The sequence below is a fragment of the Pandoraea captiosa genome, assembly GCF_902459775.1.
Lineage (GTDB): Bacteria > Pseudomonadota > Gammaproteobacteria > Burkholderiales > Burkholderiaceae > Pandoraea > Pandoraea captiosa.
Map to the genome: position 1 here is coordinate 400,358 of NZ_CABPSQ010000001.1, position 23,800 is coordinate 424,157.

Genomic DNA, 23,800 nt, shown 5'->3' on the forward strand with positions numbered 1-23,800 from the left:
GCAAATGCAGTGGCAAATGCAGTCGCTGATGCAGTCCTTAGCGCAATGGCCGCGCAGTGGCTACATGAGCAACGCCGGTCCTGCCTGCCCGACTAATGCACGATGCAGACTTTACGTATACGGCAATCCTAGCACCACCCTTGGGCGCGGCGGCAGGCTTTGTGAGGTCCGTCAGGGAAATTGCGGTGTTGTCCGATGTCCGAGGTAAGGCGTTGTCCGATGCCACCCGCAGAATCGGCCGAAAACCCGCATCGCACGGTCATGGGAGCGCCATTCGCCTTTCCTTTTCGGACGCTTTCCGATAGCATCCATCGAACAGGTTCCAATCGCCATTTGACACGGAGACAGCGGGCGTACGCATCGGCGTTCCGTCTCGCAAGCTGAGGTCGGGCGGCATTCGGCGACATTCGGCGGCAGCGTTCCGCTACGTTCGCCCGAGTAACACAAAGAGGAGTGTGTGCCATGCGTGTGTCTGACATTCTGAAAGTAAAGGGCAACACCCTTTTCACCGTCACCCCGGAAACTTCGCTGGCCGATGCCGTCGACACGATGGCCGAGCATGACATCGGCTCACTCGTCGTGATGGAGTACGGCGACCTCGTGGGCATGCTCACGTTCCGCGAAATCATCAATACGATCAGCAAGAATGGTGGCACGGTGGGCACCTCCACGATTCGCAAGATCATGGACGATCATCCGCTCACCTGCACCCCCGAGACCGACGTGAACGAGGTGCGTCGCATGATGCTCGAGCGTCACGCGCGTTATCTGCCGGTCATGGAGAGCCGCACGCTCATGGGCGTGATTTCCTTCTACGATGTGGCCCGCGCCGTTGTCGAAGAGCAATCGTTCGAGAACCGCATGCTCAAGGCCTACATTCGCGACTGGCCGGCCGAGGAAGCGGAAAACGTAAAGTGAGCGAGGCCGGTCAGCGCGAGGCTCGCGGCGACGGCCATCAATCACGACTGCTCAGGGAGCGCCGGTTCGCCCCGTTCTTCTGGACGCAGTTCCTGGGCGCGATGAACGACAACGTGTTCAAGATCGCGTTCACGTCGCTCGTCACTTACCACGCATCGTTGTTTCAGGACGTCGACGGCAAGACCGCGGCGTTCCTCATCTCCGCCATTTTCATTGCGCCATTCCTGCTGTTTTCGGCGACCAGCGGTCAGATCGCCGACAAGTGGGACAAGGCGCGCCTGATCCGTTTCGTCAAAACGCTCGAGATCGCCATCATGGTCGTCGGTGCGGCCGGATTCGTCTGGACGAGCGCGCCGTTGCTCTACTTGTGCACCTTCCTTATGGGGCTGCATTCGACGTTGTTCGGGCCCGTGAAGTACGCGTATCTGCCTCAGCATCTCGCGAACCACGAGTTGGTGGGCGGCAATGGGCTGGTCGAGATGGGCACCTTTGTCGCGATCCTCGTCGGCACGATCATCGGTGGAGAGATGGCCGCGTTTGGCGGCGGGGCGTTGCCCTGGATTGGCGGGGTCTGCGTCGCGCTGGCCGTGCTCGGACGGCTCATATCGACGTGGGTGCCCCAGACGCCGGCGGCGCAACCGGATCTGCGGATCAACTGGAACCCGTTCACCGAGACATGGAGAAATCTGCGCATCGCGCGCACCGACCGTGCAGTGTTCCAGAGTCTGCTCGGTATCTCGTGGCTCTGGTTTCTCGGTGCCACGTTCCTCGCCTCGTTTTTCAATTTTGCGCGGGACGTGCTCGGTGCGAACCCCGATGTCGTCACGCTGCTGCTCGCCATGTTCTCCGTGGGTATCGGCGTCGGATCGCTGCTATGCGAGCGTTTGTCGGGCGGCAAGGTAGAAATCGGGCTGGTGCCGTTCGGCTCGATCGGTATGACCGTGTTTGCCGTCGATCTGTATTTTGCGAGCCAGGGCGGTGTCGGCGGCGCTGCGCTGCAAAGCGTCGGGCAATTCGTTGTGCAACCAGGACATTGGCGCGTTCTGGGGGATTTGTTCCTGCTGGCCATGTTCGCCGGATTCTATAGCGTGCCGTTATATGCCTTGATCCAGAGTCGCAGCAAGTCATCGCATCGTGCGCGCATCATTGCGGCTAACAATATTCTTAACGCGCTGTTCATGGTGGTGTCCGCCATCATGGCGATGCTGCTCACCAAAGCGGGATTCACCATAGACCAGTTGTATCTCGTGATCGGGATTCTGAACGCGCTGGTGGCGGTTTATCTGTACACGCTATTGCCGGAGTTCCTGATCCGGTTCGTGATGTGGCTGATGCTCCACACCGTCTATCGGATCGACGTTAAAGGCGCCGATCAGATTCCCGGCGAGGGACCCTGCGTGCTGGTGTGCAATCACGTGAGCTTTGCCGATGCGGTGGTAATCGGTGCGTCGATTCGGCGGCCGGTTCGCTTCGTGATGGACCACCGGATTTTTCGAATCCCGGTGTTGTCCTGGTTCTTCCGAACCGTTGGGGCCATTCCCATTGCACCGGCCCATGAGGATGCGGCGGGTCTGGAGCGCGCTTACGGAGACATCGCCAAGGCGCTCGATGCGGGCGACGTGGTGTGCATCTTTCCGGAGGGCAAACTGACCGCCTCGGGCGAATTGCAGGCTTTCCGGCAAGGGGTGCAACGTATTATCGAGCGTTCGCCGGTGCCGGTGGTGCCGATGGCGTTGCGCGGGCTATGGGGAAGTTTTTTCTCGCGACACGGCGGAGCAGCGATGACGCGTCCGTTCAAGCGCGGCATTCTAAATCGGCTCGAACTGGTGATCGGAGAGCCGGTCGCGCCAGCACAGGCCACGCCGGAGGCGCTGCGCGACAAGGTGCTCAAGCTTCGCGGCCCCTGGCCGGTATAATGGTCACTTTCCGTCACACCCCACCTTGATCCCGTATGTCTGGCAATACGCTTGGAACCCTGTTTACCGTCACCACTTTCGGCGAATCGCATGGCCCGGCCATCGGCTGCGTGATCGATGGATGCCCGCCGGGAATGGCGCTTACGGAAGCCGACATTCAGATCGAACTGGATCGCCGTCGTCCTGGCACGTCGCGTCACGTGACGCAGCGTAACGAACCGGACGCCGTCGAGATTCTCTCCGGGGTGTTCGAGGGGGTGACGACGGGCACGCCCATTGCGCTGCTCATTCGCAATACCGACCAGCGCAGCAAGGATTACGGCAACATCGTCCAGACCTTCCGCCCGGGCCATGCCGATTACACCTACTTGCAGAAATACGGCGTGCGCGATTATCGCGGGGGTGGCCGTTCGTCGGCACGCCTCACGGCGCCGGTCGTCGCGGCCGGGGCGGTCGCGAAGAAGTGGCTGGCTGAGCGCTACGGTGTCCAGATTCGCGGCTGCATGACGCAACTCGGGGACATTGAAATTCCGCAGACCGATTGGTCACAAGTGTCGCAGAATCCGTTTTTTGCGGCGAACGCGGACGTCGTGCCTCAGTTGGAAACCTACATGGACGACCTGCGCAAAGCCGGCGACTCCGTCGGTGCGAAGCTTCGCGTGATCGCCACAGGCGTGCCGGTTGGCCTGGGTGAACCGCTGTTCGACCGGCTGGATGCCGACATTGCGCACGCGATGATGGGGCTGAATGCCGTCAAGGGCGTCGAGATCGGCGCCGGATTCCGCAGCGTGACGCAAAAGGGTTCCGAGCATGGTGACGAACTGACGCCGCAAGGCTTCATCGGCAATAACGCCGGCGGTATCCTCGGCGGCATTTCGACCGGTCAGGACATCGACGTCTCCATCGCGATCAAGCCGACGTCGAGCATTCGTACGCCGCGTCAGTCGATTGACGTAACGGGGCAACCGGCGACGGTGGAAACGTTTGGCCGTCACGATCCATGCGTCGGCATTCGTGCGACGCCGATTGCCGAGGCGCTGCTGGCGCTCGTGCTGATTGACCACGCGTTGCGTCACCGTGCCCAATGTGGCGACGTTCATGTGACCACGCCGGTGATTCCGGGACGCGCACCGGGCTGATTACGCCGCGCCGACACTGGCGGGCCAACGCCACGCATCAAGCCAGAACGCCAGACAGAGACTGCCTGGCGTTTTTTGTTTCCGGATAGCCGCATCTCAGCGAGTCCGGGCGGACTTTCCTCGCACTAGTCGCACTATTCGCGTCACTCGCGTCACTCGCGGCATTGCGTGATGGGTTGTTCGCCCTTGGCCGTGTATAGCGTGCCCTCGGAGCCTTTGCTCCACCAGATGAGCGTTCGTCCGACGTGCTTTTCGCCGCTCGCCGCACGGGCTGGTTTGAGCACTTCGCGTTTGCCCATCCAATAGAGCGTCACGTCGCCACCGAGATTGTGATCGTCGTAGACAACCACGGCGACGTGCTTGTTATCGCACAGGTAGCTCACCGTCTTCGCCTGCGCGGCGCTCCCGGCAAGCGCAAGTGCGCCTGCGAGCAATGCTCCCGGGATGCCTTTGGTGACTTTCGACATCGTGCCTCCTTGCTTTCGGCGTGAATTCAGAGGGAATTCGAGAGAATTCGACACACGAATGGCGGGCAAGTCGCCCAAACAAAAACCGCCGGGCGAACCGGCGGCAATACAACATCACATATTCGGATAGTTCGGTCCGCCACCACCTTCTGGCGTGACCCACACGATGTTTTGCGTGGGATCCTTGATGTCGCACGTCTTGCAGTGCACGCAATTCTGCGCGTTGATCTGCAAGCGCTCCGAGTCGTCGTCGTTCTTCACGAACTCGTACACCCCGGCCGGGCAATAACGCTGTTCCGGACCCGCGTACTCGCTCAGATTGATACCGACAGGAACGCTCGCATCCTTGAGGGTCAGGTGCGCGGGCTGATTCTCTTCGTGGTTGGTGTTGGAGATGAACACCGACGACAGACGATCGAACGTGAGCTTGCCATCCGGCTTCGGATAGACGATCGGCTGGCATTGCGCCGCCGGAAGCAGGCATTCGTGGTCGGCCTTCTTGCGATGGATGGTCCACGGCATCTTGCCGCCGAGCAGCTTCTGCTCGATGCCGGTCATCAGCGTGGCGACCGTCAGCCCCTTCTTGAACCACTGCTTGAAATTGCGAGCCTTGTTCAGTTCTTCATGCAGCCAGGACTGTTCGAATGCGGCGGGGTAGGCGGTGAGTTCGTCGCGCTGACGATCGGCAACGAGGGCGTCGAACGCGGCATCGGCGGCCATCATGCCGCTCTTGATCGCGGCGTGGCTGCCCTTGATGCGGCTCACGTTAAGGAACCCGGCTTCGCAACCGACAAGCGCGCCGCCCTTGAAGACCAGCTTCGGCAAGGCCAGCAGGCCACCTGCGGTGATGGCACGTGCGCCGTACGAAATGCGCTTGCCGCCTTCGAGGAAATGACGAATCGACGGGTGTGTCTTGTAGCGCTGGAATTCTTCGAACGGCGACAGATACGGATTGCCGTAGTCGAGACCGACGATAAAGCCCACGGCGACCTGATGGTTCGGCAGATGGTAGAGGAACGAGCCGCCATAGGTGTTCGAGTCGAGCGGCCAGCCGGCCGTGTGGATCACGAGACCTTCCTTGTGTTTGGCCGGATCGATTTCCCACAATTCCTTGATGCCCAGACCGTAAGCCTGCGGGTCACGGCCTTCGTCGAGGTTGAACTTGCGCATCAACTGGCGACCGAGACTGCCGCGCGCGCCTTCGGAGAAGATCGTGTATTTGGCATGCAACTCCATGCCGAGCTGGAAGTTCTCGGTCGGCTCGCCGTCCTTGCCCACGCCCATGTTGCCCGTGGCCACGCCCATGACGGCGCCGTTTTCGTCGTAAAGCACTTCGGCCGCCGGGAAGCCAGGGAAAATCTCGACGCCCAGCGCTTCGGCCTGCTGGCCGAGCCAACGCACGACGTTGCCCAGGCTGATGACGTAGTTGCCATGGTTCTGGAAGCAGGCGGGAAGCAGCCACGACGGCGTGGCGGTCGCACCGTTCTCGCTCAGGAACAGGAATCGGTCTTCGACCACGGGGGTGTCGAGCGGCGCGCCGCGTTCCTTCCAGTCAGGGATGAGCTCAGTGAGCGCCTGCGGATCCATGACGGCGCCGGAGAGGATATGGGCGCCGATTTCCGAGCCCTTTTCCAGCACACAAACGGAAATGTCCTTGCCTGCTTCCTGTGCACGTTGCTTCAAACGGATAGCCGTGGACAGGCCGGCCGGACCGCCGCCAACAATGACGACGTCATATTCCATCGACTCCCTCGGGCCGTACTGCTCAAGCAGCTTGGGATCCATTGATGCTCCTGTTATAAACGTTAGAATTCGTGGGTGCGGCCATTTTCCGGGAATGGGGAACACCTCGCAACCGCATATTAATAGCACGATCGTTCGGTTTGGTAGGTAGGTAGCTCTAGCGGCGGCCCCTCGAGTGTCGCCGTCGTCCAATGCTGGTTCGGGCCGGAGGGAGAAGAAGATGGGGCGTTCGCTGAATCTGGAAGGCAAGGTCGCGATGGTGACGGGCGCGTCGAGCGGGCTCGGCATGCAGTTCGCCAAGGTGCTGGCGCAGGCGGGGGCCAAGGTGGTGCTGGCGAGTCGCCGGGTGGAGCGGCTCAAGGAGTTGCGCGCGGAAATCGAATCGCAGGGGGGAGCCGCACACGTCGTGCCGCTCGACGTGACGGATTACGACAGCATTCGCGCCGGTGTCGCGCATGCGGAAACCGAAGCCGGCGCCATCGACATTCTCATCAACAACTCGGGCGTATCGACACAGCAGAAGCTTGTCGACGTGACGCCGCAGGACTTCGACTACGTCGTCGATACGAACACGCGTGGTGCTTTCTTCGTGGCGCAGGAAGTGGCCAAACGGATGATACGTCGAAGCAAGGGCGACCCGCAGCGTCAGCACCGGATCGTTAACGTGGCGTCCGTTGCCGGACAGCGCGCGATCTCCATGCTCGGTGTCTATTGCATGAGCAAGGCGGCCGTGATTCATATGACCCGCGCCATGGCGCTCGAATGGGGGCGCTTCAACATCAACGTGAACGCGCTCTGTCCCGGATACATCGACACCGAAATCAATCACGATCATTGGCAGACCGAAGCCGGCCGCAAGCTGATTCAGATGTTGCCGCGACAGCGTGTGGGCGAACCGGGCGACCTCGATGGGCTGATTCTGCTTCTGGCTTCAGATGATTCCCGATTTATCAACGGGTCGATCATGACCATCGACGACGGTCTGGCCGTCGGTTAGATCGGTGTCGCGCGGTGGCTCGGGCTGAGACCTGAGGTTGACGCCCAGCGAATTTGTCGAGGTGGTGCCGGGGTGGTGCTCGGGTGGGGCCGAGTTGGGCAGGCTCGCTGCAATGCGGCAATCGGGGATTGTCCGAGGCAGTCAGCGCGACGACGACGAGCGCATAATTTCGGGACGTTTACGGGAATCACACAAGGAAACAAGGCGTCGGGTTGACGTCGGATCCCGAATCATCTCGAGGACAACATGCGTAATCAAGGCTGGCGGGGGCTCGTCGGAGTCGCGCTTGCCCTCGCCGCAATCGCGCCGCCGCTGGCCGCGCAACCTTACAAGGCCGAATACACGTTGTCGATCGTGCCCGATACGGGCACGCCGTGGGGCAAGGGGACACAACTGTGGGCCGATATGGTGCGCGAACGGACGAACGGGCGCATCAATATCCGGCTGCATCCGAACGCCACACTCATGGGCGGCGATCAGACGCGCGAGTTCACGGCGTTGCGTCAGGGTGTCATCGACATGGCCGTCGGCTCGACGATCAACTGGTCTTCGGCCATTCCCGAGTTCAATGTCTTTTCGCTGCCGTTTCTTCTGCGCGGCTATCGCTCGGTCGATGCGCTCACGCAAGGCGATGTCGGGCGCGAGTTGTTTCGCCGTGTCGAAGAGCAGGGCGTCGTGCCGCTTGCCTGGGGCGAGAACGGTTTTCGTCAACTCAGTAATTCGCGTCGCGCCATTCGTGCGCCCGAGGATATGCGCGGCTTGCGCTTCCGTGTTGTCGGGTCATTGCTTTTCAACGACATCTTCACGGCCCTGGGCGCTGTGCCGACCCAGATGACGTGGGGCGAGGCAATTCGCGCTCTACGTGCGCGCAAGATCGACGGACAGGAAAATCCAATCACGATTTTCAACAACACGAAGCTCGAGACGGCCGGGCAGCGTTACATCACCGTCTGGGATTACGTGGCCGATCCGATCGTGTTTGTGGTCAACCGCCAGGTGTGGGACAGCTGGTCGCCTCAGGATCGCGACATCGTGCGCGACGCGGCGACGGAAGCCGCTCGCTTCGAAGTGACGCTGGCACGCGAAGATCTGCTAAGCACGGGGCAGGGCATGTGGGAGAACCTGGAGTCGCGCGGCGTCAAGGTGACGCGCCTTACGCCGGAACAGCGTCAGCGCTTTGTCGACGCCACACGCCCCGTCTACGCGAAATGGAAGGCGCTGGTGGGCCGCGATCTCGTCGAGAAGGCTGAAGCCGCCGTTAAGGACGATGCGATGACGGGTAAGGCTCAACCCCTCGGCGTGCGCAAGTGACCGTGCCTGCGGCGTGCTGATACTGCCTGTGCCAGGCGTGCCGGGCCGTATCGTCGCGCGTCGGGTCCCGCTTCATCTTGCGCTGCGTGTTGCCACCTGTTTCGTGTCGCGTCGCGCGTCCTTTCACGCCATCTTGCTTCCTCCGGCTGCCTCGGAATGCTCTGAGGCGGCGGTCTCTCGTTATTCCGAAAGTGCCTCCGTTCGTGGCAAATCACCCCGGCGTGCCGCACGTTCGTCGATCCGAAGCGCTACACTTTAGCCCCATGACGCCCGCCAATTCGCGGCAGGGCGCTGATTTTGATCACGGGGAATTTGCAGTGTCGTCAGAGTTCAAGGAAGTGTTTCGCATGAGCATGCCGATTCGCTGGGGCGATATGGATGCGTTCGGTCATGTCAATAACACCGTGTATTTCCGGTACATGGAGCAGGTGCGTATCTCATGGCTGGAAACGTTGAATATCGCGTCAGAGGAGAGTGCGACGGGGGAAGGCCCCGTCATCGTCAACGCCAATATGACGTTCCTGCGTCAGTTGCGTTATCCGGGCGATATCGATTGCCGCATGTTCATTGGCACACCCGGGCGTAGCAGCGTCGATACGCGTTTCGAGCTTCGGCGCGCGGACACGCCGGAGATCCTTGTCGCCGAGGGTGGTGCGAAGATCGTATGGGTGAACTACAAGGCCGAGAAGTCTGTGCCGCTGCCGGAGGTGGTGCGGACACTGTTTGCGGCGCAGTCATCGAAGTAATTGTAGTAACTGCAGTGGCTGGCGTAGCGCACGGCGGCGTCGTGTCGCGCGATGTGCAGGGTGCGCAGCCCTGCGCAGTTTCCTCGGTGAACGGGGTGAATGCGGAGTAGGTCAGTTGCCCAGCAGTCGCTGAACGAGTTCCGTTGCCGTGCCTGCGCCGTATTTCTGCATCAGACGCGCCCGGTAGATGTCCACGGTACGCGGGCTGATGTCGAGGATCTTGCCGATTTGCTTGCTGGTCTTGCCCTGCACGAGCTGAGCGGCAATCTCCCGCTCGCGGGCCGTCAGGGCCACGGCAACGCGGCGTGTAGCGGAGATGTCCTCAAAGGTCCAGAGACCTGCGGCATGCGGATCGTTGACGTCGAGTGAGCGGCCAGTGACGTGGCACCAGAAGAGCTCTCCACTGGCGCGCCGCATGATGCGCTCATCGGAATAGACGCCCTGGGCGCTCATGATGGGCGGTATGCGCTCACCAATGCGCTCGAATTCCTTGGGCGACGGATACAGGACCTGGAAAGACTGACCGATGAGCGTCTCGTGGTCGTAACCGAAGATCTTGCCGAGTTGGCGGTTGCAATCCTCGATGATGCGCTGGCGCGAAATGACCAGACCGACGGGGGCGATGTGGAAGGCTGTCTGGTAGTCGAACGTCGGCATTGGGGAAGTACGGAACTGGTCAGGTTGCGCGCCGGTTCGTCGCAGGTGAGCGGACCGGTGCACGGGAAGATATGTAATTTCACGTATTGTGCCCCATTTGACGGGCACCGTAAGCTCTGTGGTTGCATGAGGTGCGTGGGTCGTGGCGTTTCGCGGGTCATGGCAAGCCTTGCAACGCGTGAGAGCGCGGCATAATTTCAATTCTCAACCGAGGGAAAGGGCCAAACGATGAACAAGGTATACGCCAGCGCCAAGGAGGCGCTTGCCGGTGTCGTCGCAGACGGGCAAACGCTCGCTGTCGGTGGCTTCGGCCTGTGTGGCATTCCGGAGGCCCTGATCGCCGCGCTGCGCGACTCGGGCGTCAAGGGCCTTACCTGTATCAGCAACAATGCCGGCGTCGATGGATTCGGCCTCGGTTTGCTGCTCGAGACCCGCCAGATCAAGAAAATGATCTCGTCGTATGTCGGCGAGAACAAGGAGTTCGAGCGCCAGTATCTGGCGGGCGAACTTGAACTCGAATTCACGCCGCAAGGCACGCTGGCCGAAAAGCTGCGCGCCGGCGGGGCCGGTATCCCGGCATTCTTCACGAAGACGGGCGTAGGCACCGTCGTGGCCGAAGGCAAGGAAACCCGCGAGTTCGACGGGGAAACCTATGTCATGGAGCGTTCGCTGCGCGCCGACGTTGCGCTGGTGAAGGCCGCCAAGGCCGATCGCGCAGGCAATCTCGTGTTCAATCGCACGGCGCGTAACTTCAACCCGATGGCCGCCATGGCCGGCAAGATTACGATCGTCGAAGTCGAGGAACTGGTCGAGACGGGTTCGATCGATCCGGACGATGTGCATCTGCCGGGGATATTCGTTCAGCGCATCGTGCTGAACGCGCATCCGGAAAAACGCATCGAACAGCGCACGGTACGTGCCAAGTAAGCGCCGAGATCAAGGAGATAACCATGGCATGGAATCGTGACGAAATGGCTGCGCGCGCGGCGCGCGAGCTGGAAGACGGCTTTTACGTGAACCTCGGCATCGGTTTGCCCACGCTTGTGGCGAACCATGTGCCGGAGGGTATGGAAGTCTGGCTGCAATCGGAAAATGGCCTTCTCGGTATCGGCCCGTTCCCGACCGAAGAGGAAGTCGACGCCGACATGATCAATGCCGGCAAGCAGACGGTCACGACGCTGCCGGGCTCGTCGATCTTCTCGTCGGCCGACTCGTTCGCGATGATTCGCGGCGGTCACATCAACCTGGCGATTCTCGGGGCGATGCAGGTCAGCGAAAAGGGCGATCTCGCGAACTGGATGATCCCGGGCAAGATGATCAAGGGCATGGGCGGCGCAATGGATCTCGTGGCAGGTGTTGGCCGCGTGGTCGTGCTCATGGAGCACGTTGCCAAGGGCGATGCTCACAAGATTCTCAAGGCCTGCGATCTGCCGCTCACCGGCGTTGGTGTGGTCAATCGCATCATCACCGACCTCGGTGTGATCGATATCACGCCGGATGGCCTCAAGGTCGTGGAACTGGCGCCGGGCGTGACGAAGGAAGAAATTTCGCAGAAGACCGGCGCACCGCTCGACACGAGCGCTGTCTGAGCGATTGTGAAGGACGTGACGCTCGTGCGATTCGATTCGATTCGGCGGGCGCCGCATTGACTTGCTGACGGTCGTCGAGGCCGTTGAACCCGGTGACCGATGTTGGATGTTGGACTGTAGGACGGTGGTACGGTAATACGTAAAACGGGCGGGGTGTTTCCCCGCCCGTTTTGCATTGCGCCGTTTGGGAGTCGTTCTGAACGCGCAGCGTGCCGCCGTTCACGCATCGTGCACGTGTCCTGGCTATTGCGCGGCCCATCCTCCGTCCATATTCCATGCAGCCCCACGCACTTGCGCCGCCGCATCGCTGCAGAGGAACACCGCGAGCGCGCCCAGTTGCTCCGGCGTGACGAATTCCCCCGATGGCTGTTTCTCGCCGAGCAGCGAGCGCTTCGCTTCGTCGCCGGAGAGCTTGTCGCGAGCGGCGCGATCGTCGACCTGTTTTTGCACCAGCGGCGTGAGCACGAAGCCGGGGCAGATGGCATTGGCCGTAATACCGGTCTGCGCGTTCTCCAGGGCCGTCACCTTCGTGAGGCCGACGATGCCATGTTTCGCAGCCACGTAAGCCGACTTGCCGACGGAGCCGACGAGCCCGTGCACCGAAGCGATGTTGATGATGCGTCCCCAGTTGCGCGCACGCATCCCGGGCAAGGCGAGTCGCGTGGTATGAAACGCCGACGTCAGATTGATCGCGATGATCGCGTCCCATTTGTCCGTCGGAAAATCCTGAATTTCGGCCACGTGCTGGATGCCCGCGTTGTTCACCAGAATATCGACGCCGCCGAATTCGGCGTCGACGTACTGCATCATCGCTTCGATCTCGCTCGCGCGGCTCATGTCGGCGCCGTGATAGCCGACCCGAGTCGCCGCGTGACCGGCTTTCGCGCCCGCAGCGACAATGGCCTCGCGCGCGGCTTCGGCATCGCCGAATCCGTTCGTCACGATCGTCGCGCCTTGCGCGGCGAGCGCTTGTGCCATGCCCAGGCCGATGCCGCTGGTCGAGCCGGTCACGAGGGCGATTTTTCCGTTAAGCATCACTTGGTCTCCGTGCGCGTGGGGTGAGGGACGACATTCAGGTTGATCTTCATCGATGAGCGCGCCCGCAAAGTGCGGCTTGATGTGGCTCATGAGTGACCTCATTCTAGCGTACGGTTTGCGGCAAGCGCGGTAGAATTCGGATCTGGAAACCGATCCGATGAGTCTGCCATGTCGAGCCACGTGCCGCGTCTGTCGAACGTTCAGTGTCTGAGTCCGTCCGGGTTGCATCGGATGGCTTATACGGAGTGGGGCGATCCGGCGAACCCGCGCGTATTGGTGTGCGTTCATGGCCTCACGCGAAGCGGGCGAGATTTTGACGCGCTGGCAAGTGCGCTTGCAAACGACTACCGTGTCGTGTGTCCCGATGTCGTGGGACGCGGCCAATCGTCGTGGCTCGTCAATCCCGCCGGCTATGTGGTGCCGCAATATGTCTCCGACATGGTGACGCTCATCGCGCGCCTCGATGTGACCACCGTCGATTGGTTCGGAACGTCGATGGGCGGGCTTATCGGCATGGGGCTTGCGGGGCTGCCGGATACGCCGATCAGGAGCCTGCTGCTCAATGATGTCGGCCCGCATATCGATGCGGCCGCACTCGCGCGCATCGGCCAATATGTCGGTATTCCGAAGCGTTTCGCGACGTTGGAGGAAGGCGCCGATTACCTCTGGTCGATCTCGTCGGCGTTTGGGCCGCATACGCGCCAGGAGTGGCTTGCATTGAGCGAGCCGCTGCTCAAGGCCGACGGCGACGGGTATGTCCTGCGCTACGATCCGTCCATCGGTGCGGCGTTCGGCGCGGTCTCCCCGGAGGCGATTGCTGCCGGTGAAGCCATGCTCTGGGCATCGCTCGCGGCGTTCCCGGGGCGCACGTTGATCGTGCGGGGCGAGCAGTCGGACCTGCTCTCGCGCACGACGCTCGATCAAATGTTGAAGCACGCGCAGCACGCGCGGGCTGTCGAAATTTCCGGCGTGGGACACGCGCCGACGTTCGTGCATGCGGATCAGATCGAGATCGCACGCCGTTTTTTTGAAGGCTACGCCGACTGACACGGACCCACGGCTGTGCCGACAGATCCGAGTCATAAGAACACGAGGAGTTTTACATCATGGCAGTACAACGTTTTTACGTAGAGAAGCGCTGGTCGGACATGGCTGTGCATAACGGCACCGTCTATCTCGCGGGGCAGACGCCCGATGACCGCACACAGGACATGGCAGGTCAGACGCGTCAGGTGCTCGCGCACATCGACCGTCTGCTTGCGGAAGCCAATAGTGACAAGTCGTTGATTCTGTCGTGTCAGATCTTTATTTCCGACATGAAGTACTTCGGTGAAATGAACCAGGTGTGGGACGAATGGGTGCCGGCCGGCAATGCGCCCCCCCGCGCCACCGTGCAGGCGTTGCTCGCCGACCCTGCCATGCTCGTCGAAATCGTGGTCGTGGCCGCTCAGCGCGAAAGCTGAGTGCACGTCCCGCAACATCCGGGGCGCAAGTCGCCCCGTGCACCGACATGAACCAACATCAAGCACCGACATCCACTGAGTCGCCACAGGCGCCGGGTGTGGGTGATGCGCCTCTGCCTGCTTCTCTCGACGACGCCCTTGCGTTTGCCGCATCCCTGTGTGGCGAAAACGCGTTGTCGTCCGGCGAGCCGATCATGGCGCATGCGCGCGGCATGCTCGCCATTCTCGACACACTGCGTGTCGATGAGGCGACACATCAGGCGGCAGCGCTCTTTTCTGCTGTCGAATTCCTCCCGGATCCGCAAACCACGCTGACGCAAAAGTTCGGCGCGGAAGTGGCGGCGCTCGTGATTGACGTACGCAAGTTGCAGCGGCTCTCCGGTGCGGGCGCGCGCGCCGCGCAGGCGATGCCGTCCGATGGTCGTGACCGGGACGCGTCTGCCGAGCGAAAGTCGCAGGTCGAAGGCTTGCGCAAGATGCTGCTCGCGTTTGCGCAGGACATCCGTGTCGTGATGATTCGGCTGGCTTCGCGTCTGCAATCCCTGCGGTGGTACGCAGCGCAGAAGAAGGCACCACCGGCGGATATGCCGCACGAGGTGCTCGAAATCTATGCGCCGCTGGCGAACCGTCTCGGTATCTGGCAACTGAAGTGGGAGCTCGAGGATCTCGCCTTCCGCTTCCTGGAGCCAGTGACCTACAAGCAGATCGCCAAATTGCTCGAGGAGAAGCGCGTCGAGCGCCAGACGTTCATCGAAGGGGCGATCCAGCGCCTTCAGGACGAACTTGCGCGCGCAGGCGTCAAGGCCGAAGTGTCAGGTCGGCCGAAGCACATTTACAGCATCTGGAAGAAGATGCGCGGTAAGGCCGTCGATTTCGCCGAGCTGTACGATGTGCGTGCGTTTCGCGTGATCGTCGAGGACATCAAGGATTGCTACACGGTGCTGGGCATCGTCCATAACCTGTGGCAACCGATTCCGAAAGAGTTCGACGACTACATTTCGAGGCCGAAGCCCAACGGCTACAAGTCACTGCATACGGTGGTGATCGGCGACGACGGGCGGGCGTTCGAAGTGCAGATCCGTACGCATGAAATGCATCACTTTGCCGAGTACGGCATCGCGGCGCACTGGCGGTACAAGGAAGCTGGCCAGCGAGGCTATGGCGGCGCATTTTCTGCCAACGACGCCTACGACGAGAAGATCGCATGGTTGCGCCAGTTGCTGGCGTGGAAGGACGATGTGGCCGACACGGTCGGTGCGGATGGCGCCGTGCAGCCGTGGGAGCAACTCAAGCGCGCGACCATCGACGATCACATCTATGTCCTCACGCCGCAGGCCCGCGTGATCGCGTTGCCCCAGGGGGCGACGCCGGTCGATTTCGCGTATCACCTGCATTCGGAGTTGGGGCATCGCTGCCGTGGTGCGCGGGTCGACGGCGCCATGGTGCCGCTCAACACGCCACTGCAGAACGGGCAGACGGTCGAGATCGTGACGGTCAAGCAGGGCGGGCCTTCGCGGGACTGGCTCAATGCGCAGTTGGGGTACCTGCAGAGCCACAGGGCGCGCCAGAAGGTGCGCCAGTGGTTCAACGCCATCGATCTCGAGGAGACGATTGCGCACGGGCGCACGCTCATCGACAAGACACTGCAGCGCGAAGGCAAGACGTCGGTCAATCTCGAGGAGTTGGCCGCGCGTCTGGGTTTTCGCACGCCCGACGATCTTTACGCGTCCATCGCGAAGGACGAGTTCAGCCTGCGTCATGTGGAGCAGGCGCTGTCGGGCAATGCGCCGGGACCGGAGCCGCGCGACGAAGACACGCTGGTCGCGAAGAAGAGTCTCGACACCAGCGTTGTGCAAGGCGCCAAGAGCGGTGTGCTGGTGGTCGGTGTCGGTGCGTTGCTCACGCAACTGGCCAAATGCTGCCGGCCCGCGCCGCCGGATCCCATCGTGGGATTTGTGACGCGCGGCAAGGGGGTGTCGATTCACCGTCAGGATTGCAGTAGTTTCCAGGCGATGAAGTCGCGTGCGCCGGAACGGGTGATTCAGACAGCCTGGTCGTCAGATGTGCTCGAAGGCCGGGGCGTCGCGGCGTATCCCGTGGACATCCAGATCGAGGCGACCGACCGTCAGGGGCTGCTGCGAGACATCTCCGAAGTCTTCTCGCGGGAGAAGCTCAATGTGACGGGTGTCAGCACACAGTCGCGCGGCGCGCAGGCATTCATGCAGTTCACGGTAGAAGTGCGCGACGGCGGGCAGTTGCAGCGAGCACTGGCACAACTGACCGGCGTGGCGGGCGTGGTGTCGTCGCGTCGGCGGTAAGGTCTTAATGCATCAAGGCATTAAGGCCGTTGCAACTGCGGCGACGAGACGAGCGTACGAGCGGATCGAAGTTGCAGGCGCGGAGGGACGGCGGTGTCCGGCGGTAGCGGGGGGGCAGCGTCGTTCCTGCGGTGCAACAACGCGTGAAAGCCTTGAAGGATGCGGTTTTTCGTCGGCAGGCACAATAATCGCTTGGCGATGTGACCAAACCTTGCTAGAATCTCGTTCTCTTGCAGTAGGCTCGTAGCTCAGTTGGTTAGAGCACCACCTTGACATGGTGGGGGTCGTTGGTTCGAATCCAATCGAGCCTACCAACGAAATTTAATGCATTACAGTCCGCGAAACCCCGCAGACACAGGCGCTGGAAAACACTCATGTTGAAGACTGCCCGAACTTTCACAGTGGTGAAGGTGCGACGTTAAGTCGAGGGTGTTTTTCGTCTGGATGCAAGGAATGAAGAGACGGCCTCGACGACAGTCGAGGCCGTTTTTTTTCGTGGTTTTCCCGCGTGGCGTGGGCCGCGCGTGACGTTTTTGCGCATGGGAGTGCGACATGATTTCGGTACGTTTGCCTGACGGTTCGCAACGCCAGTACGAAGCCCCGCTCACGGTGGCGCAAGTTGCCGGCTCGATCGGTACGGGGCTGGCCAAGGCCGCCCTCGCGGGCCGCGTTGACGGCAAGCTGGTCGACACGTCCTACCTGATCGATCGCGACGTGAGTCTCGCGATCGTCACGGATAAGGACGCCGACGGTCTGGACGTCATCCGTCACTCGACGGCGCACTTGCTGGCTTACGCCGTGAAGGAGTTGTTTCCGGAAGCGCAAGTCACGATCGGCCCGGTCATCGAAAACGGCTTTTACTACGACTTTTCGTTCCATCGCGCCTTCACGCCGGAAGACCTCGAAGCCATCGAGAAGAAGATGCATGAGCTCGCCAAGAAGGACGAGCCCGTTACGCGCGAAGTGATGTCGCGTGACGACGCCGTGCGTCTGTTCATGTCGATGGGGGAGAAGTACAAGGCAGAGATCATCGAATCGATCCCTGCGACGGACGAAATCGGTCTGTACCGTGAAGGCAAGTTCGTCGACCTGTGCCGCGGCCCGCACGTGCCGTCTACGGGCAAGCTCAAGGTCTTCAAACTCATGAAGGTGGCTGGCGCCTACTGGCGCGGCGACGCGAAGAACGAGCAACTGCAGCGCATTTACGGCACGGCCTGGACGAAGAAGGAAGACCAGGACGCCTACCTGCACATGCTCGAAGAAGCCGAAAAGCGCGATCACCGCAAGCTCGGCCGCGCGCTGGACTTCTTCCATATGCAGGAAGAGGCGCCTGGGCTCATCTTCTGGCACCCGAAAGGCTGGACGCTTTGGCAGCAAGTCGAGCAGTACATGCGCCGCGTCTATCGCAACAACGGCTACCAGGAAGTGAAGGGCCCGCAGATTCTCGACCGCTCGCTCTGGGAAAAGTCGGGCCACTGGGAGAACTACAAGGACAACATGTTCACGACGGAGTCGGAGAATCGGGCTTACGCGCTCAAGCCGATGAACTGTCCTGGGCACGTTCTGATTTTCAATTCGTCGCTGCACAGCTACCGCGATCTGCCGCTGCGCTACGGAGAATTCGGACAGTGCCATCGCAACGAGCCGTCGGGCGGTCTGCACGGCCTGATGCGCGTGCGCGGCTTCACGCAGGACGACGGTCATATCTTCTGTACGGAAGACCAGATTCTCGACGAGTGCGTGAATTACACGGCGCTGCTGCATTCGGTTTACAAGGATTTTGGCTTCACGGACATGATTTACAAGGTCGCCACGCGCCCTGAGCATCGTGTCGGTTCCGACGAGAACTGGGATAAGGCCGAATTCGCGCTGATGGAATCGCTGCGCCGGTCGGGTTGCGAATTTGTGATTGCCGAGGGTGACGGGGCGTTTTACGGTCCGAAGATCGAATACACGCTCAAGGACGCCCTTGGCCGTCAGTGGCAGTGCGGTACGATGCAGGTCGATTTCTCAATGCCGGAGCGCCTGGATGCCGAATACGTGGCGGAAGACAACAGTCGCAAGCGTCCGGTCATGCTTCACCGCGCGATTCTGGGCTCGCTCGAGCGTTTCATCGGCATTTTGATCGAGCACCATGCTGGTGCATTGCCGGTCTGGCTCGCGCCGGAGCAGGTCATCGTGATGAATGTCTCGGAAAAAACGGCCGATTACGCCCAGGAAGTGACGAAAAAGTTGAAAGAACAAGGGCTTAGGGCTCGGAGCGATTTGCGCAACGAGAAAATTAGCTATAAAATACGCGAGCACTCCTTGCAGAAAGTTCCCTATCTCGTTGTAGTTGGGGACAAAGAGCAGGAGGCGAATACGGTAGCCGTGCGTGCCCGTGGCGGCGTAGATCTGGGTGTGATGCCCGTTGACGCGCTCATCGAACGCCTTGCGCAGGAATGCGCATCGTTCCAATAACGCCTGTCGGACAGCGCGGCTAAATTTTTGACTTTTTTCGAGGATAAGCAACATCGCTACCGATAAGTCGCATCGCATCAACGGCGAGATTACTGCGCCCGAAGTGCGTCTAAATGGCGTCGACAACGAGCCGCTCGGCATTGTGAAACTGGCAGAGGCTTTCCGTCTGTCCGAAGAGGCTGATGTCGATCTGGTGGAAATTGCACCGACCGCGAATCCGCCGGTTTGCCGTCTGATGGACTACGGCAAATTCAAGTATTCGGAACAGAAGAAAGCGCACGAGAACAAGCTGAAGCAGAAGGTTGTCCAGATCAAGGAAGTCAAATTCCGTCCTGGCACCGACGACGGTGACTACAACGTCAAGCTGCGCAATCTGAAGCGTTTCCTCGAAGACGGCGATAAGACCAAGATCACGCTGCGTTTCCGCGGCCGTGAGATGGCTCACCAGGAAATCGGTGCTCGTATGCTGGAACGTCTGAAGTCCGATCTCGAAGAGTTCGGCCAGCCGGAACAGATGCCGAAGATGGAAGGCCGTCAGATGATCATGGTCATCGCGCCGAAGAAGAAATAATGCCGTGGCGGTGCCGAATGGCGCCGCCGGGCAGTCAGCATTGCCGCCGTAGCCCGTGAGGGGTGCGGCAGCGATACAGGGTGCGGTTCGGCCCTGAAAATAAGTGGTCTCGGGTTCTAAAAGGGGCGCGATTTTGGCGTCACACCTGTGATCATGTTAAAAACCCTGGAGTTTTTCATGCCCAAGATGAAAACCAAGAGCGGTGCCAAGAAGCGCTTTCGCGTGCGTCCTGGCGGTACCGTCAAGCGTGGTCAGGCCTTCAAGCGTCACATTCTGACGAAGAAGACCACCAAGAATAAGCGTCACCTGCGCGGTGCCGTCGGCGTTCATGAGTCTGATCTGAACTCCGTACGCGCAATGCTGCCCTTCGCTTAAACCCCGACTTAGATAGGAGAGAAACATGCCTCGAGTCAAACGTGGGGTCACCGCACGGGCCCGCCATAAGAAAGTCATCGCAGCAGCCAAGGGTTTCCGCGGCCGCCGCAATAACGTCTTCCGCATCGCCAAGCAAGCGGTCATGCGCGCTGGGCAATACGCCTACCGCGATCGCCGTAACAAGAAGCGTGTGTTCCGCGCTTTGTGGATTGCGCGTATCAATGCAGGTGTGCGTCAGCACGGTATGACCTACAGCGTGTTCATCGCTGGTCTGAAGAAGGCCTCGATCGAACTCGACCGCAAGGTGCTGTCCGACATGGCCATCAACGACAAGCCGGCGTTTGCCGCGATTGTCGCTCAGGTGAAAGCCGCCGTCGCAGCCTAAGCTGTAGTTAGCGTATAGCGCGTTTTTATCGCGCGCCGTTCGCCAAGAGGGGGCTCTCATCGGAGCCCCCTTTTGTTTTTCGCCTGCCTTTTTGCTTGAATTTGCGGCCCTTCGGACCGCCTAACTTGAGTCTGTAGCATATGGATCTGGAACTTATCGTCAGCGAAGCGCAGCGTGCGTTCGCCGCCGCTCCCGACGCCGCCGCGCTGGAAAACGAGAAAGCCCGCTTTCTTGGCAAGACCGGCCAGCTGACCGAGTTGCTCAAGGGCCTCGGCAAGCTCGATCCCGAAGCGCGCAAGACCGAAGGCGCACGGATCAATGCGGCCAAGCAACAGATCGAAGGCGCTTTGCAGGCGCGCCGTCAGGCCATGGCCGATGCGCTGCTCGATGCGCGTCTGTCCGCCGAGGCCATCGACGTCACGCTGCCCGGCCGCGGCCTGGGCGCTGGCAGTCTGCACCCCGTGCTCACGACCTGGGAGCGCGTTGAACAGATTTTCCGTTCCATTGGTTTCGACGTGGCCGACGGCCCCGAGATCGAAACCGACTGGTTCAACTTCACTGCACTGAATAGCCCGGAAAACCATCCGGCGCGTTCGATGCAGGACACCTTCTACGTCGAAGGCAACGACGATGCCGGCAAGCCATTGCTGCTGCGCACGCACACGAGTCCGATGCAGGTGCGCTATGCGCGCATGAACAAGCCGCCGATCAAGGTGATCGCACCGGGCCGCACCTATCGCGTCGACTCCGATGCGACCCACTCGCCGATGTTCCATCAGGTCGAAGGGTTGTGGATCGCCGAAGACATCAGCTTCGCCGATCTGAAGGGCGTGTACACCGACTTCCTGCGCAAATTCTTCGAGCGCGACGATATTCAGGTGCGTTTCCGTCCGTCGTACTTCCCGTTCACCGAGCCCTCTGCCGAAATCGACATGCAGTTCGAAACCGGCAAGAACGCCGGCAAGTGGCTGGAAATTTCGGGTTCGGGTCAGGTGCATCCGACGGTGATCCGCAATATGGGGCTCGACCCGGAGCGCTATATCGGCTTTGCTTTCGGCTCGGGCCTGGAGCGTCTGACGATGTTGCGCTACGGCGTACAGGATCTGCGCCTGTTCTACGAGAACGACCTGCGCTTCCTGCGCCAATTCATGTAATCGATGCCGGTAGCCCATGGCTGGCGCGCGAAGTCGCTGCCGCCGGGCTTCGGAAGTGAAGACTTAACTGCGAGCGAACTGATCCATGCAATTCTCTGAATCGTGGCTGCGTACCCTGGTCGACCCGGATTTGTCGACGGACGCGTTGGCGCATGCCCTGACGATGTCCGGGCTCGAAGTCGAAGAAACCGATCCGGTCGCCCCACCGTTTACCGGTGTGGTCGTGGCCAAGGTCCTCGAAGTCGCCCGTCACCCGGATGCCGACCGTCTGAACGTCTGCCAGGTCGACGCAGGCACGGGTGAGACGCTCACCATCGTGTGCGGTGCCCCGAACGTCGCGCCCGGCATCAAGGTGCCGTGTGCAACCGTGGGCGCGGCGTTGCCGCCGGCGGAGGCGGGCGGTGCGCCGTTCCAGATCAAGATCGGCAAGCTGCGCGGCGTGCAGAGTTTCGGCATGCTGTGCTCGGCACGCGAGCTCAAGCTCTCTGACGACCACGCCGGCCTGATGATCCTGCCGGACGACGCCCCGGTCGGCATGAATATTCGCGAGTATCTCGACCTCGACGACACGGTATTCGTCGTGAAGCTCACGCCGAACAAGGCGGACTGCCTGTCGCTGCTCGGCGTGGCTCGCGAAGTCGCAGCCATCACCGGCGCACCGCTCAAGGATCTGCCGGGGCAGGGGGCACAAGCGGCCACGATCACGGACACGCTGCCCGTGCGTATCAGCTCGCCGGACGGTTGCGGGCGCTTCGGTGGCCGCATCATCCGCAACGTGAATGCCGCAGCGCCGTCGCCGCGCTGGATGGTGGAGCGCCTGGAGCGCGCCGGCCAGCGCAGCATTTCGGCACTGGTCGACATCACCAACTATGTGATGCTCGAACTGGGCCAGCCCCTGCACGTCTACGATCTGAACCGCCTGCAAGGGGGAATCGACGTGCGCTTCGGCCGTGCCGGTGAAACGCTCAAACTGCTCAACGAGCAAACCGTCACGCTTGACGAAAGTACGCTCGCGATCACCGACGCGAGCGGCCCGATCGGCCTTGCCGGCATCATGGGCGGCGACTCGACGAAGGCCGGACTGGAAACGCAGAACATCTTCCTGGAAGGCGCGTTCTTCTTCCCGCAAGCGATTCAGGGGCGCGCCCGCAAGTACAACTTCACGAGCGATGCATCGCACCGTTTCGAGCGCGGCGTCGACTTCGCAGGTAACGTGCGCGCACTTGAGCGCGCCACACAACTGGTGCTGGAAATCTGCGGTGGCCAGGCGGGTCCGCTGGAAGATCAGGTCGCGAAGTTGCCTGCCCGCCAGCCGGTGAAGATGCGTGTGGCACGAGCCGTCAAGATTCTGGGCGTGCCTGTCTCCGAGCAGGAGATGAGTGCGATCTTCACGCGCCTCGGCCTGCCGTTCACGCTGAGTGACGGCGTGTTTGAAGTCACGCCCCCGTCGTATCGTTTCGACATCGAAATCGAAGAAGACCTGATCGAAGAAGTCGCACGCATCTACGGTTTCGACCGCATCCCGGCCAATCCGCCGGTGGCGGCGAGCGAAATGCGCCCGACGCAGGAGGGGCGTCGCTCGCAACACGCCGTGCGCCACGCCGTAGCGGCGCGCGATTATCACGAGACGGTCGGCTTCAGCTTTGTCGATGTGGAATGGGAAACCGACTTTGCGGGCAACGACAATCCGATAAAGTTGCTCAATCCGATCGCAAGCCACCTTGCCGTGATGCGCTCGACGCTCATCGGTAGCCTGATTGCGACGGCACGCTACAACCTGAATCGCAAGGCATCGCGTGTTCGCGTGTTCGAGATCGGTCGCACCTATCACCGTGACAACACGGTGGCGTCGGGCGAACTGAGCGTTGGCGGTTATCGTCAACCGCTGACGGTCGCAGCGCTGGCCTATGGCCCGGTGCTCGAAGAGCAGTGGGGCGCCGCGGCACGTCAGGTCGACTTCTTCGACGTGAAGGGCGATCTGGAAGCGTTGCTTGCGCCGCGTACGGCACGCTTCGTGAAGGCCGAGCATCCGGCATTGCATCCGGGACGCAGTGCCGCGATCGAAATCGACGGCAAACGTGTCGGCTTCATCGGCGAGTTGCATCCGCGCTGGCAGCAGAAGTATGACTTGCCGCAGGCGCCGGTGCTGTTCGAGATCGAAGCCGAGGCATTGTTCGGTCGTGACGTGGCGAGCTATGAGGACATCTCCAAGTTCCCGCCGGTGACGCGTGACATTGCCCTGGTGGTCGATCAGTCGCAGCCGGTGCAGGTATTGCTCGATGCCATGCTGGCCGCCCGTCACGACGATCCGGCATGCAGCGTAGTGCAATCGGTGCGCCTGTTCGACGAGTTCCGGCCCAAGGCCGGCGCAGCGTCGGGCTCCCTGGGCGCGCAGGACAAAAGCGTGGCGTTTCGTGTTACTCTGCAAGACCCCTCGGGTACGTTGCAGGACGAGACGGTCCAGGGCGCCATTAACGCACTGGTACAACGGGTAGAAGGGTTCGGCGCACGTTTGCGCGCCTAAAGCTCAGTAAAAATCCGGGTGCGAGTGGG

Annotated in this window: 21 protein-coding genes and 1 tRNA gene; 18 read left to right on the forward strand and 4 right to left on the reverse strand. The window is 61.3% G+C overall.

The features are described 5' to 3' along the window. Positions 1–462: 462 nt before the first annotated feature. Genes PCA31118_RS01780 through aroC form a run of 3 tightly spaced genes read left to right on the forward strand, consistent with a single transcriptional unit; the run spans position 463 to position 3,973 of the window. Positions 463–918, forward strand: a complete 456-nt coding sequence (locus PCA31118_RS01780; RefSeq protein ID WP_150622420.1) for a CBS domain-containing protein — start codon at positions 463–465, stop codon at positions 916–918. Further along, positions 915–2,834, forward strand: a complete 1,920-nt coding sequence (locus tag PCA31118_RS01785) for an MFS transporter (protein ID WP_150622422.1) — start codon at positions 915–917, stop codon at positions 2,832–2,834. The genes PCA31118_RS01780 and PCA31118_RS01785 overlap by 4 nt, the downstream gene beginning before the upstream one ends. 35 nt (positions 2,835–2,869) lie before the next feature. After that, positions 2,870–3,973, forward strand: a complete 1,104-nt coding sequence (aroC, locus tag PCA31118_RS01790; protein WP_150622424.1) for a chorismate synthase — start codon at positions 2,870–2,872, stop codon at positions 3,971–3,973. Positions 3,974–4,125: 152 nt separating this feature from the next. On the opposite strand, the gene PCA31118_RS01795 is transcribed toward aroC, so the two are convergent. Next, positions 4,126–4,440, reverse strand: coding sequence for an MliC family protein (locus PCA31118_RS01795; RefSeq protein ID WP_150622426.1), 315 nt, complete (start codon positions 4,438–4,440; stop codon positions 4,126–4,128). 114 nt (positions 4,441–4,554) lie between these two features. Beyond that, positions 4,555–6,225 (reverse strand): electron transfer flavoprotein-ubiquinone oxidoreductase, encoded by a 1,671-nt coding sequence (locus PCA31118_RS01800; protein WP_150622428.1) that lies wholly within the window; start codon positions 6,223–6,225, stop codon positions 4,555–4,557. Positions 6,226–6,403: 178 nt separating this feature from the next. Here PCA31118_RS01800 and PCA31118_RS01805 point away from each other — a divergent pair, with 178 nt between their 5' ends. The 3 genes from PCA31118_RS01805 (at position 6,404) to PCA31118_RS01815 (ending at position 9,237) form a co-directional block, all read left to right on the forward strand. Next, positions 6,404–7,180: an SDR family oxidoreductase gene (locus tag PCA31118_RS01805; protein ID WP_150622430.1), complete on the forward strand. Its 777-nt coding sequence runs from the start codon at positions 6,404–6,406 to the stop codon at positions 7,178–7,180. A 246-nt stretch (positions 7,181–7,426) separates the two neighbouring features. Continuing rightward, positions 7,427–8,491, forward strand: a complete 1,065-nt coding sequence (locus tag PCA31118_RS01810) for a DctP family TRAP transporter solute-binding subunit (RefSeq protein WP_150622432.1) — start codon at positions 7,427–7,429, stop codon at positions 8,489–8,491. Between the two features lie 263 nt (positions 8,492–8,754). After that, on the forward strand, positions 8,755–9,237 hold the full coding sequence (locus PCA31118_RS01815) for an acyl-CoA thioesterase (protein WP_150622434.1): 483 nt from the start codon (positions 8,755–8,757) through the stop codon (positions 9,235–9,237). A 111-nt stretch (positions 9,238–9,348) separates the two neighbouring features. Here PCA31118_RS01815 and PCA31118_RS01820 read toward each other — a convergent pair whose 3' ends face one another. Further along, the gene (locus tag PCA31118_RS01820; protein ID WP_150622436.1) at positions 9,349–9,894 is read right to left on the reverse strand and encodes a PAS and helix-turn-helix domain-containing protein; all 546 of its coding nucleotides are present in this window, start codon (positions 9,892–9,894) and stop codon (positions 9,349–9,351) included. A 228-nt stretch (positions 9,895–10,122) separates the two neighbouring features. Here PCA31118_RS01820 and PCA31118_RS01825 point away from each other — a divergent pair, with 228 nt between their 5' ends. Together PCA31118_RS01825 and PCA31118_RS01830 are read left to right on the forward strand one after the other, a co-directional pair. Next, positions 10,123–10,821 carry a CoA transferase subunit A gene (locus PCA31118_RS01825; protein ID WP_044456157.1) on the forward strand — a complete coding sequence of 233 codons (699 nt, stop codon included), beginning with the start codon at positions 10,123–10,125 and terminating at the stop codon, positions 10,819–10,821. A 23-nt stretch (positions 10,822–10,844) separates the two neighbouring features. After that, positions 10,845–11,483 carry a CoA transferase subunit B gene (locus PCA31118_RS01830; RefSeq protein ID WP_044456155.1) on the forward strand — a complete coding sequence of 213 codons (639 nt, stop codon included), beginning with the start codon at positions 10,845–10,847 and terminating at the stop codon, positions 11,481–11,483. Positions 11,484–11,726: 243 nt separating this feature from the next. On the opposite strand, the gene PCA31118_RS01835 is transcribed toward PCA31118_RS01830, so the two are convergent. Further along, entirely contained in the window at positions 11,727–12,518 is a 792-nt protein-coding gene (locus PCA31118_RS01835; protein ID WP_150622438.1) for a 3-hydroxybutyrate dehydrogenase, read from the reverse strand. Positions 12,519–12,689: 171 nt separating this feature from the next. Here PCA31118_RS01835 and PCA31118_RS01840 point away from each other — a divergent pair, with 171 nt between their 5' ends. The 10 genes from PCA31118_RS01840 (at position 12,690) to pheT (ending at position 23,771) form a co-directional block, all read left to right on the forward strand. Further along, the gene (locus PCA31118_RS01840; protein WP_150622440.1) at positions 12,690–13,568 is read left to right on the forward strand and encodes an alpha/beta fold hydrolase; all 879 of its coding nucleotides are present in this window, start codon (positions 12,690–12,692) and stop codon (positions 13,566–13,568) included. Positions 13,569–13,627: 59 nt separating this feature from the next. Next, positions 13,628–13,984 carry a RidA family protein gene (locus tag PCA31118_RS01845; RefSeq protein WP_044456152.1) on the forward strand — a complete coding sequence of 119 codons (357 nt, stop codon included), beginning with the start codon at positions 13,628–13,630 and terminating at the stop codon, positions 13,982–13,984. Between the two features lie 47 nt (positions 13,985–14,031). Further along, the gene (locus PCA31118_RS01850) at positions 14,032–16,302 is read left to right on the forward strand and encodes a RelA/SpoT family protein (protein WP_246190009.1); all 2,271 of its coding nucleotides are present in this window, start codon (positions 14,032–14,034) and stop codon (positions 16,300–16,302) included. Positions 16,303–16,539: 237 nt separating this feature from the next. Further along, positions 16,540–16,616 (forward strand) — tRNA-Val (locus tag PCA31118_RS01855). 238 nt (positions 16,617–16,854) lie between these two features. Beyond that, positions 16,855–18,762 (forward strand): threonine--tRNA ligase, encoded by a 1,908-nt coding sequence (gene thrS / locus PCA31118_RS01860; protein ID WP_150622442.1) that lies wholly within the window; start codon positions 16,855–16,857, stop codon positions 18,760–18,762. A 52-nt stretch (positions 18,763–18,814) separates the two neighbouring features. Then, the gene (gene infC, locus PCA31118_RS01865) at positions 18,815–19,333 is read left to right on the forward strand and encodes a translation initiation factor IF-3 (protein ID WP_072617484.1); all 519 of its coding nucleotides are present in this window, start codon (positions 18,815–18,817) and stop codon (positions 19,331–19,333) included. Positions 19,334–19,510: 177 nt separating this feature from the next. Beyond that, positions 19,511–19,708: a 50S ribosomal protein L35 gene (gene rpmI, locus PCA31118_RS01870; protein WP_010806049.1), complete on the forward strand. Its 198-nt coding sequence runs from the start codon at positions 19,511–19,513 to the stop codon at positions 19,706–19,708. Between the two features lie 25 nt (positions 19,709–19,733). Further along, positions 19,734–20,093: a 50S ribosomal protein L20 gene (gene rplT, locus PCA31118_RS01875; protein ID WP_010806048.1), complete on the forward strand. Its 360-nt coding sequence runs from the start codon at positions 19,734–19,736 to the stop codon at positions 20,091–20,093. A 140-nt stretch (positions 20,094–20,233) separates the two neighbouring features. Beyond that, entirely contained in the window at positions 20,234–21,247 is a 1,014-nt protein-coding gene (pheS, locus tag PCA31118_RS01880) for a phenylalanine--tRNA ligase subunit alpha (protein WP_047905070.1), read from the forward strand. 85 nt (positions 21,248–21,332) lie between these two features. After that, positions 21,333–23,771, forward strand: a complete 2,439-nt coding sequence (pheT, locus tag PCA31118_RS01885) for a phenylalanine--tRNA ligase subunit beta (RefSeq protein ID WP_150622444.1) — start codon at positions 21,333–21,335, stop codon at positions 23,769–23,771. The last annotated feature ends 29 nt before the right edge of the window (positions 23,772–23,800 follow it).